Genomic DNA, 15,341 nt, shown 5'->3' on the forward strand with positions numbered 1-15,341 from the left:
GGGACCTGGCGACGGGAGTGGGCGCGATGGGCGACGGGGAGTGGGTGTCGGCGTCGTGCACGCTGCCCACCGAGGAGCGGCCGCTCCGGGTGGCGGAGTGGGACGGCCTGTTCGCGGACCGCCTGAACGGGCTGTCGCGGCCCGGGCTGCTCCGGCTGCGGCTGGAACTCGACGCCGGCACCGAGCAGTCGGTGCGTGACCTGGCCGAACGCGAGCGCGGCTGCTGCTCGTTCTTCGCGTTCACGGTCACCGTCCGACCGGACGCCGTGCTGCTGGACGTCGCGGTGGACGGCGCGCACGCGGCCGTGCTGGACGCCCTCGAGACGCGGGCGCGCTCCGCCGGGAGGCCGCGGTGAACGAGGGCCTGCGCTCCGGGCAGGTCGCCGAGGCGGCCGGGGTGAACGTGCAGACGCTGCGCTACTACGAACGCCGGGGCCTGCTCGCCGAGCCCGACCGCTCGCCGGGCGGCCACCGCCTGTACGGCGAGGAGGCGGTGACGGTCCTTCGGGTGATCAAGGCGGCGCAGCGGCTCGGCTTCACCCTGGACGAGGTCGCCGACCTGCTGGAGGCCGGCCGCCACCGGCACGGCCGTCCGGTGCCAGGCCTGCAGGAGCGTGCCGCGGCCAAGCTCGCCGAGGTAGACGCCAGGATCGCCGACCTGACGGTCATCCGCGGGGCGCTGGTCGCCGCCGTCGACGCGGGCTGCAACGACCTGATCGCCTGTGCGGGCAGCGCCTGCTGCCCGATCCCGTTCACCGATCTCGCCGAGGAGAAGCGCCGTGACCGACCCTGTTGTTGACCGGACCCCGCGTTCCGCCAAGGTCCTGTCGGGCCTGGCCGGTCTGACCTGCGCGGCCTGCTGTCTGCTGCCCGCCCTGATCTCCGCCGGCGCGGTCGGCACCGGCGCGGGTGCGGTGGTCGGCTGGCTCCCCGCGGTGGCCGCCGCGCTCGCCGCGGGTGCGGGCGCGGCGTGGTGGCCGGGCCGCCGCCGGGCCGCCCGCGGATGCGGCTCCGGGGGATGCGGGGGCGGCGGATGCGGCTGCCGGGGCACCGCGGAGGCGGTGGACGTCGCCCCTCCGGTCCGCCGGTAGCGACGCTCCGGCGGGACTCCCCGGCGGGACGCTGCGGCGGAACCGGCGGAGGTGCCCGCCAGCGGGCGCTCGGGGGCTCGCCCGCCGGTGGGCGGTGCACCGGGCCGGCCGCCCGGGGAGGTGCCGGCCCGGCCCCGCCCACCGCGCTGTGCGCGGCGGAGGCCGCACACGACCTGGAGACCCTGCTCGAACTGGCCAAGCACGCGGCCGCACACGGCTGAGGCCCGCCACACCTCGACGGCAGGCCCGGCGCCGTGGCGGTCAGCCGGCCGCCGACGGCGTCGCCGGCGGCGCGTCCAGGATGCCCAGCAGGATCCGGACCAGTTCGGCGACGACCTCGTCGAGGGTGGCCTCCACCCAGCCCTCGGCCCAGTCGTGCAGCAGGCCGTTCACCCCGCCGATGAACGCGGCGGCGGCGACCCGGTAGTCGCGCGGCACCGCCTCGCCGCGGGCCACGGCCGCCGCGGCCTCCGCGCACAGCAGGTCCACCCAGCGGGAGCGGCGGGCCAGCCGCTGCTGCTCCAGGCGCGGACTGACACCGATGATCTCCACGAAGGTGATCCGCAGCCGGCGCCGGTCGCCGGTGACGTGCGCCGCGTAGGCGCCGAAGACGGCCGCGGCGCGTTCGGCGACCGGTAGCCCCCCGGCCTCGGCGAGGGCCGCCAGTGCGGCCTGTTCGGCCCAGTCGTTGACCTGGAGGTGCAGCTCGGCCAGCACGTCCTCCAGGGTGCGGAACTCCTCGTAGAACTGACGGCTCGACAGCCCGGCCGCCTCGCACAGCGCGGCGACCGTGGTGGAGCGGTAGCCCGGCGCGTCGCCGAAGAGCTGCAGCGCCGCGGCCAGGAACCGCCGCCGGCGCTCGGCCTGCCGGTCCTCCGCGGACCGGCCCGCGTACCGCCCGGTCGGCTGCCTCAGCCTGCCTGTCACCGCACCCCCCGTTGTCGACGGTCCCTCATTTTCCCGCGCCCGCCGTCTTGTCGGGACACCCACCCGTCGTTACTTTCAAGTAGCAAATCTGAATGTGCTCGTTTTCAGATCCTCCCTGGACCACCACCCGGAAGGAACGACGATGCCCCGACCCGCCCACCGCTCCCCCGCCCGCCCCGCGCGCCGCGCCGCACCGCGCCGCGCCGGACTGCGCCGCGCCCTGCTCGCCACCGGCGCCGCGCTCGCCCTGACCACCGGGGCGGCCGGCGCCGGCGCCACCCCGCTGCCGACCGCGGCCATGGCCCGGGCGGACGGACTGCGCGAGGTGCTCTTCGTCGGCAACAACTGGGACGGCACCGCGGACGTGGTGGAGTCCACCGGCGCACTCGCCCGGATCGGCCGGATCGACGTCGTACCGGACAAGGCGCAGCGGCTCGCCGAGATCTACCTCAACCCGGTGAAGCTGGCGTACTTCCTCGGGGTGCGGCTCGGCCCGGGCGAGGGGCACGACCAGTTCGTCGACGACATGTACTCGACGCCGGACGGCTCGGCCGTGGTGGTCTCCCGGCCGAGCTTCGCCGACGTGGTCTCCGTCGACCTGGCCACCGGACGGATCAACTGGCGCTTCCCGGTGTCGGGTTACCGCTCGGACCACATGGCGGTCTCGCCGGACGGCACCCGGGTGGCGGTCTCCGCCTCCACCGCCAACACCGTGCACGTGCTGGACATCCGCACGGGCCGGCAACTCGGCTCCTTCGCCACCGGCGACAAGCCGCACGAGAACGTCTTCACCGACGGCGGCACCCGGATCTGGAACATGGCGATCGGCGAGGTCACCACCGCCCTCGACGCGCCGTGGCTCGACTGGACGAAGGGCGACCGGCGGATCACCGTGGTCGACGCGCAGACCTTCCGCCAGGTGAAGGTGATCGACATGCGGCAGCGGCTGGACGCGATCGGCCGCCAGGACCTCTCGGACGCCGTCCGCCCGGTGGCGTTCAGCCCCGACGGCTCGATGCTCTACTTCCAGGTGTCGTTCTTCAACGGCGTGCTGGAGTACGACGTCGCCGCCGACCGGATCACCCGGGTCGCCGACCTGCCCGGGAACCCGGCGACGAACCCGGACCGCACCACCTGGGTCAACGACTCGCGGCACCACGGGCTGGCCATGAGCCCCGACGGCGCGCATCTGTGCGTCGCCGGGACGATGGACGACTACGCCACGGTCGTCGACCGCGCCACCCTGAAGGAGGGCCCGCTGGTCGCCGCCTCGAAGCCGTACTGGGCGACGGTCAGCGGGGACGGCGCCTCCTGCGTGATCTCCGAGAGCGGGGCCGACCGGATCACCGCGATCGACTTCGCCACCGGCCGGAAGATCGCCTCGACACCGGTCGGCGACCACCCCCAGCGGGTCCGGCTCGGTCACGTGGCGGCCGACTGGACCTCCCCGCCCGTTCCCTGACGTCCGTTCAGTGGGCCGCGGCGTCGCGGGGGCGGGAGCGGTGGGCCCGCCAGGCGTCCAGCGCCTCGGCACGGGTGCCGGCGGGGTGCTCGGCGTGCCAGCTCCGCTGGAAGCGGTTGAACTCGAACTGGGCGCCGACCTCCTGCGGCTCGGCCGCCTCGGCCCGGGTCGCGTACCAGTGGCCGACGCCGTCGGCCAGGGTGCGGCCGGCGTTCTCCGCCACGAAGGCGCGCATGTGCGCGTCGAAGTGGAAGGACGGCCCGATCCGCGCGGTGAACCAGGCGCGCAGCACCTGGCTGCAGCGCTGGCCGGCGGGGATCACGGTGTCGCCGTCGACCGGCGCGGCGAGCTGCCGTGCCGTCCGGGCCGGGCGCGGCGGCGGCGCGTCCGGCAGCGGCCCGCCGTCCAGCGCGGCGGCCAGCCGGGCGGTCAGGGCCGGCTTGCCGCCGCCCCGGCGGACGCCCGTCTCCCGCGCCAGTGCGGTGAGTTCTTCGAGCGTCCAGTACCAGCGCAGCAGTTCGGCACCGCTCAGCGCCGGCGTCAGCGGCGGTCTCGGTTCGTGTCCTGCGGTCGTGGTGTCTCCGTCCCCGCTCATCAGGCCATTCTGCCCGCCGCCCGGCACGCTCCGTGGACGGGGGTTGACGACGGAGGGCGCACCGGGCCCATGCGTCGGCAAGGGCGGGCACGGCAGCGCGCGGTGCGTCGACGGGAGGGCGGACAGGCGCCGCCCGCGACGGGCCCGCCCGGAGAACGGCTGCGACCCGGGGCCGAGGGCCGGGCATCGTCCGCCTGCCCGGGGCGCCCGCGTGTCGGCGACAGCAGCGCGGAGCCGGCACCGTGGGGAGCGGCCGGGCACGGCAGCGCGCGACCCGCCGGTCAGGCGTGCGGGAGGGTGGGGCCGCCGGCGGTCCGGGGGCCGCCGAGCGGGGCGAGGGTGCCGGCGGCGGCGGCCATGGACTCGGCGAGCAGGGCGGCCGTGCGGCTGGCCTCGTAGAGCTGCTCGCGGGCGTCCCGGGCGGTGCGGATGGCGTCGTACGCGTCGGCGCCCGCCGGGTCGGGGGCGATCCGGCCGGCGGCCTGTTCGCTGCTGAGGAAGGCTTCGAGCCGGTCGAGGAGCTCGGGCAGCCGGGCGGTGAGGCCGGCGAGCGCGCCGACGGCCTCGGCGGCCTCGGCGGTGTGCAGCAGGCCGGGGCCGCCGCCGCGGTGCGGGGCGTCGGCGGCGACGCGGAGCAGTTCGGCGGCTTCGGCGGCGAGTTCGGCGACGGAGAGGTGCTGCGGGACGGTCGGGTTCATCGGTGGCCCTCCTCCGGGCGGCTGACGGTGCGTCGGGCAGGTCGGGCCGCCGCGGCGGCCGGCCCCGGGGAGGCGTCTGCCCGCGCGGCGCGCCGCCACACGGGGGAGTCGGGCCAGACCCGACGGGCCGTCAGTCCTTGCGGGCCACGTAGTAGACGTTCAGCGGGTCGCCCTCGACCGACCGCACCTCGACCTCGCCGAATCCGGCCTCGGCGAGCATCCGGCGGGCCGTCTGCTCGCCCCACACGGTGCCGAGTCCGGCGCCGCCGGTGCTGAGCGAGGTGGTCATGCAGTAGAAGACGGAGAAGCAGTAGAGCGCCGGGCCGAAGGGGTGCCCGACGTTCTCCTCCAGCCGGCTGGACGCGGCGATGTCACCCATCAGGAAGGTGCCGCCGGGGCGCAGTGCGGCGGCGATCGCGGCGAGGGTGGCCGCCGGTTCGGCGAGGTCGTGGATGACGTCGAAAGCGGTGATCAGGTCGTACGTGCCGGCGATCCCGGTGGAGTCGCCGACGGCGAGGGTCACGTTGGCCAGGCCGCGGCGTTCGGCCTGGGAGCGGCCGACGGCGATGCCCTCCTCCGACTGGTCGAGGCCGTGGAAGCGGCTCTCGGGGAAGGCCGCGGCGAGGACCACGGGCGCGTGGCCCTGGCCGGTGCCGACGTCGAGCGCGTCGATGCCGGCCCGCAGGCGGTCCGTCAGGCCGGGGACGAGGGGCACGATGGTGTCCACCAGGGCCAGGTCGTAGACCCGGGCGCTCTCCTCGGCCTGCAGCGCCTGGAAGCGGGGGTAGGCGGAGTAGGGGACGCCGCCGCCGTGCCGGAACGCGCCGACGACCTGCTGTTCGACCTCGCCCATCAGTCCGACGTACTGCATGATGCCGGCCAGGTTGTCGGGGCCGGCGGCCGCGGTCAGCGAGGCGGCGTGTTCGGGCGGCAGCCGGTAGGTGCCGTCGGCCGGGTCGTACTCGACGATGCCGCCGACGACCATGCCGCCGAGCCATTCGCGGACGTAGCGCTCGTCGAGCGTGGTGCGGGCGGCCAGGTCGGGGCTGGTGGCGGGCGGGGAGCCGGCCATGGCGTCGAACAGGCCGGCTTGGTGGCCGACGCTGGTCATCAGGGCGAGGGCGGCGCCGTTGAGGACGTCGACCATCCGGCCGGCGAACGCCTCGGCCTTCGTGGGGTCGAACTCCCCGCCGCCGTTCTCCGGACTGCCGTTCTCCGGGTTGGCCATCGGGCACCTCCTGCTACCGGGGCGGCGGGGCCGAGCGGACCGCACCTCCAACGTACGCTCGGCCAGCGCCGGCGGCGCTTTGTCCGGGACCGGCCGTCCCGCCCCGGCGGGCCTTGACTGCGGCGAAACCGCCGCCGTACGGTCGGACCGGCCTGATCGGAAACATTTCCGAAACTTTTCGACCCCATGACCCCATGACCCCATGACCCCATGACACCGTCCGCCGTCCGCCCGAACTCTCGGAGGCACCCATGTCCGCACCCGGGGACCGGGCCGCACCGCGCCACCAGGACGCCCGCAACCCCGTCCTGCCCGGCTTCCACCCCGACCCGTCGGTCTGCCGGGTCGGCGAGGACTACTACCTGGTCACCTCCTCCTTCGAGTACTTCCCGGGCCTCCCGCTGTTCCACAGCCGGGACTTGGCGCACTGGCGGCCGATCGGGCACGCCGTGGACCGCCCGGGGCAACTCGCCCTGGACGGCGTCCGTCCCTCCGGCGGCCTCTACGCCGCCTCGCTGCACCACGCCCGCGGCCGCTTCCACCTGGTGTGCACCCTGGTCGACGGGCTGCAGCAGGACGGCACCTTCCTGCTCACCGCCGACGACCCGGCCGGCGCCTGGTCGGACCCGGTCTGGCTGCCCGGGGCGCCCGGCTTCGACCCGTCGCTCTTCTTCGACGACGACGGCTCCGCCCACCTGCTCGGCACCCGCCCGACCGACGAGGAGGGCCGGACGGAGATCTGGCTGCGCGGCATCGACCTCGACCGGGGCGTGCTCACCGGCGAGGAGCACGTGCTCTTCCGCGGCGCCCTGGTCGACGCCCGCTGGGCCGAGGGCCCGCACCTGTACCGGCACGAGGACCACTACGTGCTGGTGCTCGCCGAGGGCGGCACCGAGCACGACCACGCCGTCACCGTCGCCCGCAGCCGCCGGCTCACCGGGCCGTACCGGAACAACCCCCGCAACCCGGTGCTGACCCACCGCCACCTCGGGCTCGGCCACCCCGTCACCGGCGCCGGGCACGCCGACCTCGTCCGCACCCCGGCCGGCGACTGGTACGCGCTGCTGCTCGCCTCCCGGCCGTACGGCGGCGGCGGGCACGCCAACCTCGGCCGGGAGACCTTCGTCGCGCGGGTCGTCTGGGAGGACGGCTGGCCGGTGGTCAACCCCGGCAGCGGCCGACTGGAGGAGTCCACCCGGATCGCGCTGCCGCCGCACCCCTGGCCGGAGCCCGGCCCGGTCGACCACTTCGACACGCCGGAACTGGGCCCGCACTGGAGCCTGTTGCGGACCCCGCGGGCGGCCTTCCACAGCCTGGACGAACGCCCCGGCCACCTGCGGCTGCGACCGCTGCCGCAGACCCTCGCCGAACGGGTGACGCCGAGCTTCGTCGGCCGCCGCCAGCAGCACGCCGACTTCACCGCCGAAGCGGCGCTCGACTTCGCACCGGCCGCACCCGGCGAGCAGGCGGGCCTGGTGGCGTACTACGACCCGGACCACCACGTCCGGCTGCTGGTGGACGGCGACGGCGCGGGCGGCCGGGTCGCCCGGCTGACCGTCCGGGACGGCGGGCGGGACACCGTCCGGGCCGAACTGCCGCTCGCCGCGGGCCCGCTGGTGCTGGGCGCGGTCGCCCGCGGCCAGCAGTACGCCTTCCACTGCGGGCCCGCCGACGGCCCGGCCGTCGAGCTCGGCACGGTGGACGGCCGCATCCTCAGCAGCCGGCACGCGGGCGGGTTCACCGGCTGCCACCTCGGTCTGTACGCCACCGCGCCGCACCCGACGGCCACCCGGGCCGACTTCGACTGGTTCCGCTACGCCGCGTCCTGACCGCCGCCGCCGCCACCACCGCAGCGGGTCGCGACGAACTCGGCGAGGTCGGCGGCGGTGCGCCCGGGGTCGTCCCACTGGACGACGTGGCCCGAGCCCTCGTGGACGAGGAGCTCGGAGCGCGGCAGGGCGGCCGCCAGCCGCTCCTGGTCGGCCCGCGGCAGGATCCCGTCCCGGTCGCCCCGGATCAGCAGGGCGGGCACGGTGATCCGCTCCAGGCCGTCGAGCCCGGTCTCGCCGAACAGCCCGTCGACGGTGTCCCGCCACACCCGGGCCGGCACCCGCAGGCCCTCCCGCACCATCAGGTCGGCGAAGTCCGGCGGCAGCGGCCGGGCGACGACCGACTCCACCATCGTGCGGACGGCGGCCGGGTCCGGCGGCTCGGTCATCCGGGAGACGGCGTCCCGGACGGCGACGGCCTCCGGTCTGTCGGCCAGCAGCGCGGGCGTCCCGAGGAGGACCAGCCCGCGGACCCGCTCCGGGTGCTCGGCGGCGTACCGGCGGACGGTGAAACCCGCACTGGACGCACCGACGAGCACGGGCCGGTCGATGCCCAGCAGGTCGAGGAAGGCGGCGAGGTCGGCCGCGAAGTCCGCGGGCCGGTAGCCCGCCGGCGGGCAGTCGGCGCCGCCGTGCCCGCGCTGGCTCGGTGCGAACACGTGCAGCGCCGCGGGCAGCCGGGCCATCAGCGGCCCGAAGGCGCGCCAGGAGTCGCCGACGGCGTGCACCAGGACGACCGGCGTCCCGGCGGGATCGCCCTGCTCGGCGTACGGCAGGGCCGGCCCGCCCGGCAGGTGCGCGACCCGGGTGGCCGGTTCCTCCATGCGGCACCTCCCCGCAGCGGCCCCCACTCGATGGTCCCGCGGCGGAGCGACCGGCGCAGCGCCCGCGACGGGGCGCACCGGCGTCAGCTCGGGCGGTACCGCAGGATCCGGTCGTCGCCCGGGCGCGGGTCGCCCCGGCCGTCGGTGTTGCTGGTGGTGACGAGCAGCGTGCCGTCCGGCTCGGCGACCACCGTCCGCAGCCGCCCGTCGGTGTGGTCGAGGACGGCGGCGGGGGTGCCCGCCGTGCCGTCGCCGTTCACCGGGATCCGCCACAGGCGCTGGCCGCGCAGCCCGGCCGCCCAGATCGCACCGTCGGCGTAGGCGATGCCGCTCGGCGAGGCGTCGGCCGGCCGCCACTGGACGACCGGGTCGGTGTACCCGGACCGGCCGGCCCTGCCCTCGACGACCGGCCAGCCGTAGTTGGCGCCGGGCTCGATCAGGTTGAGTTCGTCCCAGGTGTTCTGGCCGAACTCGGAGGCCCACAGGTGTCCCTGCGCGTCCCAGGCGAGCCCCTGCACGTTGCGGTGGCCGAGCGAGTACACCGGGGAGCCGGGGAAGGGGTTGCCGGGCGCGGGTGCGCCGTCGGGGGTGATCCGCAGGATCTTGCCGCCCGGGGAGTCGCGGTCCTGGGCGAGTTGGGAGCGTCCGGTCTCGCCGGTGCCGACGTAGAGCAGGCCGTCGGGGCCGAAGGCGATCCGGCCGCCGTCGTGGTTGTCGCCCTTGGGGATGCCGGCGAGCACGGCTGCGGGGTCGGTCAGCTGCGCGCCGGCCGGCCGCGCGGGGTCGTAGGCGAAGCTGACGATCCGGTTGTCGTCGGCGGCCGTGTAGTAGGCGTACAGCCGGCCGTTCGGGCCGAGGGCCAGGCCGAGCAGTCCGCCCTCGACGAAGGCGTCCACACCGGGGACGCTCCCGACGTCGGTGCGCGCACCGGTCCTCGGGTCGATGCGCAGGATCCGCCCGGTGTCCCGGGAGCCGACCAGCAGGGCGCCGTCCGGCAGCCGGGCGACGCCCCACGGCGTGTTCAGCCGGTCTGCGACCGTGGTGGCGGCCGTGCTGCCCGAGGCCACGGGGCCGGAGCCGGTGGCGGTGGCGGTGGCGGTGGCGGCCGGGGCGGACGAGCCGCAGCCGGCGAGGGCCGCGCCGAGGACGGGCAGCAGGGCGATTGCGGTCACGGTGCGCGGCTTCACGCGGGCCTCCCGGCGGGGCGACGACCGTCCGGTCCGCGCCGGGCAGCCCCTCCAGCTCACCACATCCGGGTCGACGCTTCGCACGTGACGCCGGATGGCACCATATGACGCCATGCTGGCACCACGAAAGCGGCGCGACCATCGTGCGACACCACCGCGGCCAGGCTCGCGCCACCCTTGTTCCCGCAGGTCAGGATGGTCGAACGCCGACCAACCGCGCAGGTGACGCCAGGAGGACTTGCGCATGGCACCACGATGGTGCCACTATGGCGTCATGGATCTCACTCCGTATGTCGACTCCCTGCGGCGCGAACTCGCGGTGGCCGCCGAGGCCGGCGGCGACCAGGCCCGCGAGCTGGCCGAGCGGCTCACCGCCCCCCTGGAGTCGGCGACCCGCCTGACGATGCTCAACGTGCTCTCCGCCGCGATGGACGAGATCACCCGCGAGCTCGCCCCCGGCTCGGTCGACGTACGGCTGCGCGGACTGGACCCGGACTTCGTGGTGACGCTGCCGCCCGCCGGCAGCGGCCCCGCGCAGCCCGCCGCCGCGCCCGTCGAACCGCTCGCGGCGCAGCCGCCCGCCGACGGCGACGAGGGCGGCACCGCCCGGGTCAACCTGCGCCTGCCGGCCCACCTCAAGGCGCGCGCCGAGGAGGCCGCGGCCCGCCAGGGCCTGTCGGTCAACGCCTGGCTCGTCCGGGCCGTCTCGGCCGCGCTCGACGGCGGCACGCCGCCGCGCACGGCGGAGCGGACCCGCAGCGTCGGCCAGAGCTTCACGGGCTGGGTGCGCTGACCGCAGCACCCCACCCCCGCACCGCCCCCACCCCCGCACCGCCCCGCAGCACCCACCCGCACCACTTCACCCAGACCGCGTCCCATCAGCGGGGACGTCCTGACGAGCCAGGAGGACGGGACAGCCATGCCTTCGTACGACACTCCCGAACCGATTTCCGCCCACGCCCACGTGGCCGCCGGCTCCGTTCGGCTGACCGCGGGCGACCGCCCCGAGACGGTCGTCGAGGTGCTGCCCCTCGACCCGAAGAAGGACCGGGACGTGCGGGCCGCCGAGCAGGCCGAGGTGACCTTCGCCGGCGGCGTCCTGACCGTCAGGACGAAGCAGCGCGCACTGATCGGGCCCACCGGCGCCGTCGACGTGACGGTCGAACTGCCCGCCGGCTCGGACGTCGACGTGACCGGCTCCTGGACCCAGGTGCTCGGCGAGGGCCGGCTCGGCGAGGTCCGCGTCAAGACCTCCGCCGGCGACGTCCGCCTGGACACCACCGGGCCGCTCAGGCTGACCGCCTCGCACGGCTCGATCACCGTCGACCGGGTCGAGGGCGCCGCCGAGATCACCACCAGCTCCGGCAGCGTGCGCGTCGGGACGGTCGAGGGACCGGCCGTGCTGAAGAACTCGCACGGGAGCACGACCGTCGGCGCCGCCTTCGGCGAGCTGCGGGTGAGCGGCGCCAACGGCGACATCGACATCGCACGGGCCGAGGGCCCGGTCACCGCCACCACCGCCCACGGCACCCTGCGGGTCGCCGAGGTCGCGAGCGGCGCCGTCCAGTTGGAGACGGCCTACGGCGCCATCGAGGTCGGTATCCGCAAGGGCACCGCAGCCTGGCTGGACGTCAGCTCCGAGCGCGGGCAGGTCCGCAACTCGCTCTCCGACGCGACGCCGCCGGAGGAGGCCGAGGACACCGTCGAGGTCCGGGCCCGGACCCGCTGGGGCAACATCGACGTCCGCCACGCCCGCGCCTGAGCCGGTCCGTACGGACGCACGAACGCACGTGACACGGGCGGGGCCGTACGGCCCCGCCCGTGTCACGTGCGCATGTGGATCAGCAGCTCAGGTTGTTGCCCGGGACGGTGCCGAGGATCTGGGTGAAGCTCTGGTAGGCGTTGATCCGGCTCTGCACCTGGGCCGGGTTGCCGCCGTTGCACTCCAGGCTGCCGTTGATGCTGCGGATGGTCTCGCCGAAGCCGGCGCCGTTCACCATCGCGTTGTGCGGCGTCATAGTGCCGGGGCCGGACTGGGTGTTCCAGTACCAGAGGCCGGTCTTCCAGGCGACGGAGGAGTCGGTCTGCACCAGGTTGGGGTTGTGCAGCAGGTCGATGCCGAGGGCGTCGCCGGCCGCCTTGTAGTTGAAGTTCCAGCTGAGCTGGATCGGGCCGCGGCCGTAGTACGCGGCCTGGCCGGCCGGGCAGCCGTACGGCTGCGAGGAGTCGCAGTAGTGCGGGTAGTTGGCGGTGTTCTGCTCGACCACGTACACCAGGCCGCCGGTCTCGTGGCTGACGTTGGCGAGGAAGGCCGCGGCCTCCTGCTTCTTCACCGTGTCGCTGCCGGTGTTGGCGAACGCCGGGTAGGCGCTCAGTGCGGCCTTGAGGCCCGCGTAGGTGTAGAAGGAGTTCCGGTTCGGGAACATCTGGTTGAACTGCGCCTCGCTGACCGGGAATCCGCCCGGGTTCGAGGTCTGGGTCGGGGTCGGCGTGCTGCCGCCGCCGGAGCAGTTGTACGGCTCCCAGTACCAGGTGGAGATCGTCGGGTCGTAGCCCGGGTTGTCGTGGGTGGCCCGGTACAGGTTGCCGTTGGAGTACTTGACGACCGTGCCGGTGGTGTAGGTGCGGCCGGCCACCCAGGCCGGGTAGTCGCAGCTGCCGCCGCCGGTCGGGGTCGGGGTGGAGCCGCCACCGCCGCCGCACACGCCGTTGTCGGCCCAGACGCCGGAGGCGCCGCCGGGGGTCTCGTTCTGGGTCCACCACTTGGCGGTCCAGTTGTGGCCGTTGTAGGAGGCGGACATGCCCCCGGTGTAGACGGAGGAGGAGTTCCACGCCGAGGCACAGGTGCCGGCCGAGGCGGACGTGGGAATCAGGACGGCGAGGCCTATCGCGGCCGCGCCCGCGGCGGCGGCCGCGATGAACCGGCGCTTGGCCGGAAGACGGTGCTTCACTGACACGTGATCACCCCTTGGTGCGGTGGGGGCCGCACGGGATCGAGGACGGAGGGGACCGCGCACGCGGGCCTGCGGACACCGTCGGAAGAGGGGTGCCGGGCCACCGTTGCGGGGTTGACGAGGACTCAACCAAACTGGTCTATACCTGTCAAGAAGGCGTGGCTGAGCGGAGGTTCAACGGAACCCTAAGAACTCCTCAAGGCGCGCGGCCCGACCCCTCGGGCGCCGGTTCAGGTCTTCCGGCCGGCCGTCCGGCGGCGCTCGCCGCGGGCGAGGCGGCGCAGCCCCGCGAACCGGCCGAGCCGGTCCATCCGTTCGGCGTTGGCCATCGACGCCCGGTCGAGCTCCTCCATCAGACGGCGCGAGCGGTGCTCCAGGGCGAGCTCGTCGAGCATCCGGTCGATCTCGGCGAGCACCGACCCGTAGAGCTGCCAGGCCTCCGGGTCCTCCTGGACGTGGCGCAGCAGCTGGTGCGCCACGTTCTCGCGGACGGCCCAGGCGGCGGCGAGCTCGGCGGTGAGGCGGTCCTCGGCCTCCTCGGCGCTGCGGCTGACCTGGGTGGTGACCAGCACGGCGAAGCTCACCAGGGCGCCGCCGACGTGCTCCAGCAGCTCGCCCAGCGAAATGGTGACGTCGGAGGGGAAGAGCCGCTCGTCGCCGTTGCGGCGCTTGGCCAGGTCGGTGAGCGAGCGGGTGAGCACCCGGATGACGACCACGCAGATCTCCAGCGTGTCCAGGCCGGTGCGCAGCACGATGCGCGAGAGCAGTCCCTCGCTGACCCTCGGATTGAGCCGCAGGCTGTCTTCGGCCTGACGCAGCGCGGCGTCCACGTCGGCGATCGCCTGGTCCAGCCGGCGGGCCTCGTGCAGCCGGGCGGCCGCCTGCTCGACCGGCGCCGGACCGCCGAGCTCCTCGGCGATCTCCAGCAGCAGCTGACGGGCCCGGCGGGCGAGGTCCTCGATGGACTCGCCCGCGGTGTCGACCCAGACGGGCGGTGCGAAGACGAAGTTGAAGGCGAGGCCGACCCCGGCGCCGATCAGGGTCTCCAGGACGCGGTCCCAGGCCTGCGAGGCGAGGCGGGTGACGCCGAGCACCAGCATGGCGCTGATCGCGACCTCGTTGACGAACTCGTCGACCCGGACGAAGTGCCCGACCACCAGCGAGGCCAGGATGATCAGCCCGAGGCTCCACCAGGAGAGGCCGACCACCGCGCTGAAGCCGATCGCGATGAGCACGCCGACGATGACCGAGTTGACCCGGCGGATGCTCGTCTTGAGGGTCGAGTACACGGTGACCTGGACGACCAGCAGGGCCGTCAGCGGCGCGGTGAGCGGGGCCGGCTCGGCACTGAGCTGCACGGCGACGGCGTAGGAGAGCGTGGCGGCGACCGTCGCCCGCAGGTACAGGGCGACGGTCGGGTCCTTGATCCACCGGCGGGCGGCACTCCTGGTCCTGGTCCACAGATCGCGCATCACTCCCTTGTACCCGCCGCGCCGCCCGGCACCCGGACGGCGCGGCGCACCCCTCCGGGTGCCGTGGCCGGCGCCGCGGCACCCGGAGGGGCGGGACGTGCTGCGCAAGGGTCAGGCCGAGACGAATCCGCGCACCTGCGCCGGCACCGACAGGTCGGTCAGGAAGCCGATGCGGGTCCGGCAGGCGACCAGGGTGTTGGTGGCGCCGCCGACCGTGCCCGATGCCTGCTCGACCTGCTGGGCGCGGCGGCCCGCCACCGTCCCCTGCTGCTCGTCGTCGACGACGTCCAGCACGGGGACGCCACCTCCCGCACCGTTCTCGGCCTGCCCCCCCGCCGCCTCGGCCCGCACTGCCCGGCCGCCCTGCTGCTCACGGCCGACACCCACCACGGCACCGCACCCGACCGGCCGGACGCGAGCGGCCCGCCCGCCCCGGCCGACCACCTCGCCGGGCTGCCGCACCTCGTACTCGGCCCGCTGCCCGACTCCGCCGCGGCGGCGCTCGTGAACGAAACCGCCCCGGGCGGGCCCGGCACCACCTGCAGAAGGCGCTGGACGGCTTCGAGCGGTGCGGGGCCCGGCCGTGGGCGGAGGAGGCCCGGGGTGACTGCGGGCCGTCGGCGCCGCACCGGACGGTCCGGCCGACAACGGCTCCACCCGCGGCCGCGACCTGACCGCCCTCACCGCCCGGCAGACGCACCTCGCGCGGCAGGCCGCCGAGGGCGCCACCAACAACGAGATCGCCGGGCAGCTGTCGCTGAGCCCCCGCACGGTGGAACACCACCTGCGGAACGTCTTCGCCGTCCTCGGCATCCGCTCCCGGACGCAGCTCGGTCCCGTCCTCGCCGGCCGCCACGGCTGACGGCCCGCGGCCGTGTCCGGGTATGGCGACGGCCCGCTTCCCGGGTGCGGGGAGCGGGCCGTGCGGGGGTGCGGGGGGCCGGATCCGGGGTCGCCGGTCCGGCCGCCGAAGACTGCCTGCGGCAGGCGGGTGTTACTTGGCCAGGCCGGCCTTGACCGAGCACACCGGCCAGGCGCCCGGGCCCTGCGCGGCGAGGACCTTCTCCGCGACGG

Annotated in this window: 16 protein-coding genes and 2 pseudogenes; 8 read left to right on the forward strand and 10 right to left on the reverse strand. The window is 75.3% G+C overall.

Features of this window, described 5'->3' with window-relative positions; translation table 11 throughout:
* The first annotated feature begins 26 nt into the window (after nt 1-26).
* From AB0O09_RS15805 to AB0O09_RS15815, 3 genes are read left to right on the forward strand one after another with little or no spacing between them, the layout of a single operon-like run.
* A complete protein-coding gene (locus AB0O09_RS15805) occupies nt 27-356 on the forward strand; it encodes a hypothetical protein (protein WP_363542256.1) in 330 nt (109 codons plus the stop codon).
* Nucleotides 353-799: a MerR family transcriptional regulator gene (locus AB0O09_RS15810; RefSeq protein WP_363542257.1), complete on the forward strand. Its 447-nt coding sequence runs from the start codon at nt 353-355 to the stop codon at nt 797-799. Before AB0O09_RS15805 ends, AB0O09_RS15810 begins: the two co-directional genes overlap by 4 nt.
* Nucleotides 780-1,091, forward strand: a complete 312-nt coding sequence (locus AB0O09_RS15815; protein WP_363542258.1) for a hypothetical protein — start codon at nt 780-782, stop codon at nt 1,089-1,091. The genes AB0O09_RS15810 and AB0O09_RS15815 overlap by 20 nt, the downstream gene beginning before the upstream one ends.
* A 261-nt stretch (nt 1,092-1,352) precedes the next feature.
* On the opposite strand, the gene AB0O09_RS15820 is transcribed toward AB0O09_RS15815, so the two are convergent.
* Nucleotides 1,353-2,018: a TetR/AcrR family transcriptional regulator gene (locus tag AB0O09_RS15820; protein WP_363542259.1), complete on the reverse strand. Its 666-nt coding sequence runs from the start codon at nt 2,016-2,018 to the stop codon at nt 1,353-1,355.
* A 142-nt stretch (nt 2,019-2,160) separates the two neighbouring features.
* On the opposite strand from AB0O09_RS15820, the gene AB0O09_RS15825 reads away from it, so the two are divergent.
* Entirely contained in the window at nt 2,161-3,480 is a 1,320-nt protein-coding gene (locus tag AB0O09_RS15825; RefSeq protein WP_363542260.1) for a YncE family protein, read from the forward strand.
* 7 nt (nt 3,481-3,487) lie between these two features.
* On the opposite strand, the gene AB0O09_RS15830 is transcribed toward AB0O09_RS15825, so the two are convergent.
* The 3 genes from AB0O09_RS15830 to AB0O09_RS15840 all read right to left on the reverse strand — a co-directional run bounded on the left by AB0O09_RS15830 (nt 3,488) and on the right by AB0O09_RS15840 (nt 6,001).
* Nucleotides 3,488-4,075: a DUF6434 domain-containing protein gene (locus AB0O09_RS15830; RefSeq protein ID WP_363542261.1), complete on the reverse strand. Its 588-nt coding sequence runs from the start codon at nt 4,073-4,075 to the stop codon at nt 3,488-3,490.
* 281 nt (nt 4,076-4,356) lie between these two features.
* A complete protein-coding gene (locus tag AB0O09_RS15835; RefSeq protein ID WP_363542262.1) occupies nt 4,357-4,773 on the reverse strand; it encodes a hypothetical protein in 417 nt (138 codons plus the stop codon).
* A gap of 130 nt (nt 4,774-4,903) precedes the next feature.
* The gene (locus AB0O09_RS15840) at nt 4,904-6,001 is read right to left on the reverse strand and encodes a methyltransferase domain-containing protein (protein ID WP_363542263.1); all 1,098 of its coding nucleotides are present in this window, start codon (nt 5,999-6,001) and stop codon (nt 4,904-4,906) included.
* 251 nt (nt 6,002-6,252) lie between these two features.
* Here AB0O09_RS15840 and AB0O09_RS15845 point away from each other — a divergent pair, with 251 nt between their 5' ends.
* Complete coding sequence (locus AB0O09_RS15845) at nt 6,253-7,830, forward strand: glycoside hydrolase family 43 protein (protein WP_363542264.1); 1,578 nt, start codon at nt 6,253-6,255, stop codon at nt 7,828-7,830.
* Here the strand turns inward: AB0O09_RS15845 and AB0O09_RS15850 are convergent.
* A complete protein-coding gene (locus AB0O09_RS15850; protein WP_363542265.1) occupies nt 7,815-8,654 on the reverse strand; it encodes an alpha/beta hydrolase in 840 nt (279 codons plus the stop codon). The two genes, AB0O09_RS15845 and AB0O09_RS15850, sit on opposite strands and share 16 nt — an antisense overlap.
* A gap of 83 nt (nt 8,655-8,737) precedes the next feature.
* Nucleotides 8,738-9,841, reverse strand: coding sequence for a PQQ-dependent sugar dehydrogenase (locus tag AB0O09_RS15855; RefSeq protein ID WP_363542267.1), 1,104 nt, complete (start codon nt 9,839-9,841; stop codon nt 8,738-8,740).
* Between the two features lie 274 nt (nt 9,842-10,115).
* Here AB0O09_RS15855 and AB0O09_RS15860 point away from each other — a divergent pair, with 274 nt between their 5' ends.
* Both AB0O09_RS15860 and AB0O09_RS15865 read left to right on the forward strand, forming a co-directional pair.
* Nucleotides 10,116-10,634, forward strand: coding sequence for a toxin-antitoxin system HicB family antitoxin (locus AB0O09_RS15860; protein ID WP_363542268.1), 519 nt, complete (start codon nt 10,116-10,118; stop codon nt 10,632-10,634).
* A gap of 126 nt (nt 10,635-10,760) precedes the next feature.
* Nucleotides 10,761-11,603 (forward strand): DUF4097 family beta strand repeat-containing protein, encoded by an 843-nt coding sequence (locus AB0O09_RS15865; protein WP_363542269.1) that lies wholly within the window; start codon nt 10,761-10,763, stop codon nt 11,601-11,603.
* A gap of 79 nt (nt 11,604-11,682) precedes the next feature.
* Here the strand turns inward: AB0O09_RS15865 and AB0O09_RS15870 are convergent, their stop codons facing one another.
* The 3 genes from AB0O09_RS15870 to AB0O09_RS15880 all read right to left on the reverse strand — a co-directional run bounded on the left by AB0O09_RS15870 (nt 11,683) and on the right by AB0O09_RS15880 (nt 14,561).
* Nucleotides 11,683-12,729 (reverse strand): glycoside hydrolase family 19 protein, encoded by a 1,047-nt coding sequence (locus AB0O09_RS15870; RefSeq protein WP_363542281.1) that lies wholly within the window; start codon nt 12,727-12,729, stop codon nt 11,683-11,685.
* Nucleotides 12,730-13,025: 296 nt separating this feature from the next.
* On the reverse strand, nt 13,026-14,267 hold the full coding sequence (locus tag AB0O09_RS15875; RefSeq protein WP_363542270.1) for an aromatic acid exporter family protein: 1,242 nt from the start codon (nt 14,265-14,267) through the stop codon (nt 13,026-13,028).
* Nucleotides 14,268-14,378: 111 nt separating this feature from the next.
* Nucleotides 14,379-14,561 carry a hypothetical protein gene (locus AB0O09_RS15880; protein WP_363542271.1) on the reverse strand — a complete coding sequence of 61 codons (183 nt, stop codon included), beginning with the start codon at nt 14,559-14,561 and terminating at the stop codon, nt 14,379-14,381.
* A gap of 376 nt (nt 14,562-14,937) precedes the next feature.
* Here AB0O09_RS15880 and AB0O09_RS15885 point away from each other — a divergent pair.
* A pseudogene (locus AB0O09_RS15885) lies at nt 14,938-15,039 on the forward strand (LuxR C-terminal-related transcriptional regulator); the annotation flags it as partial.
* 225 nt (nt 15,040-15,264) lie between these two features.
* On the opposite strand, the pseudogene AB0O09_RS15890 reads toward AB0O09_RS15885, so the two are convergent.
* Nucleotides 15,265-15,341, reverse strand: a pseudogene (locus AB0O09_RS15890) (transglycosylase); the annotation flags it as partial.

Origin of the sequence: Kitasatospora sp. NPDC093679 (assembly GCF_040683455.1) — a bacterium.
In the GTDB taxonomy this organism is placed as follows: domain Bacteria; phylum Actinomycetota; class Actinomycetes; order Streptomycetales; family Streptomycetaceae; genus Kitasatospora; species Kitasatospora arboriphila.

Bases quoted from the DNA above. Each gene is read 5' to 3' on its own strand.
- AB0O09_RS15805 (WP_363542256.1), top strand. From the start codon at position 27: ATGGGCGACGGGGAGTGGGTGTCGGCGTCGTGCACGCTGCCCACCGAG.
- AB0O09_RS15825 (WP_363542260.1), top strand. From the start codon at position 2,161: ATGCCCCGACCCGCCCACCGCTCCCCCGCCCGCCCCGCGCGCCGCGCC.
- AB0O09_RS15830 (WP_363542261.1), bottom strand. From the start codon at position 4,075: ATGAGCGGGGACGGAGACACCACGACCGCAGGACACGAACCGAGACCG.
- AB0O09_RS15835 (WP_363542262.1), bottom strand. From the start codon at position 4,773: ATGAACCCGACCGTCCCGCAGCACCTCTCCGTCGCCGAACTCGCCGCC.
- AB0O09_RS15840 (WP_363542263.1), bottom strand. From the start codon at position 6,001: ATGGCCAACCCGGAGAACGGCAGTCCGGAGAACGGCGGCGGGGAGTTC.
- AB0O09_RS15845 (WP_363542264.1), top strand. From the start codon at position 6,253: ATGTCCGCACCCGGGGACCGGGCCGCACCGCGCCACCAGGACGCCCGC.
- AB0O09_RS15850 (WP_363542265.1), bottom strand. From the start codon at position 8,654: ATGGAGGAACCGGCCACCCGGGTCGCGCACCTGCCGGGCGGGCCGGCC.
- AB0O09_RS15860 (WP_363542268.1), top strand. From the start codon at position 10,116: ATGGATCTCACTCCGTATGTCGACTCCCTGCGGCGCGAACTCGCGGTG.
- AB0O09_RS15865 (WP_363542269.1), top strand. From the start codon at position 10,761: ATGCCTTCGTACGACACTCCCGAACCGATTTCCGCCCACGCCCACGTG.
- AB0O09_RS15875 (WP_363542270.1), bottom strand. From the start codon at position 14,267: ATGCGCGATCTGTGGACCAGGACCAGGAGTGCCGCCCGCCGGTGGATC.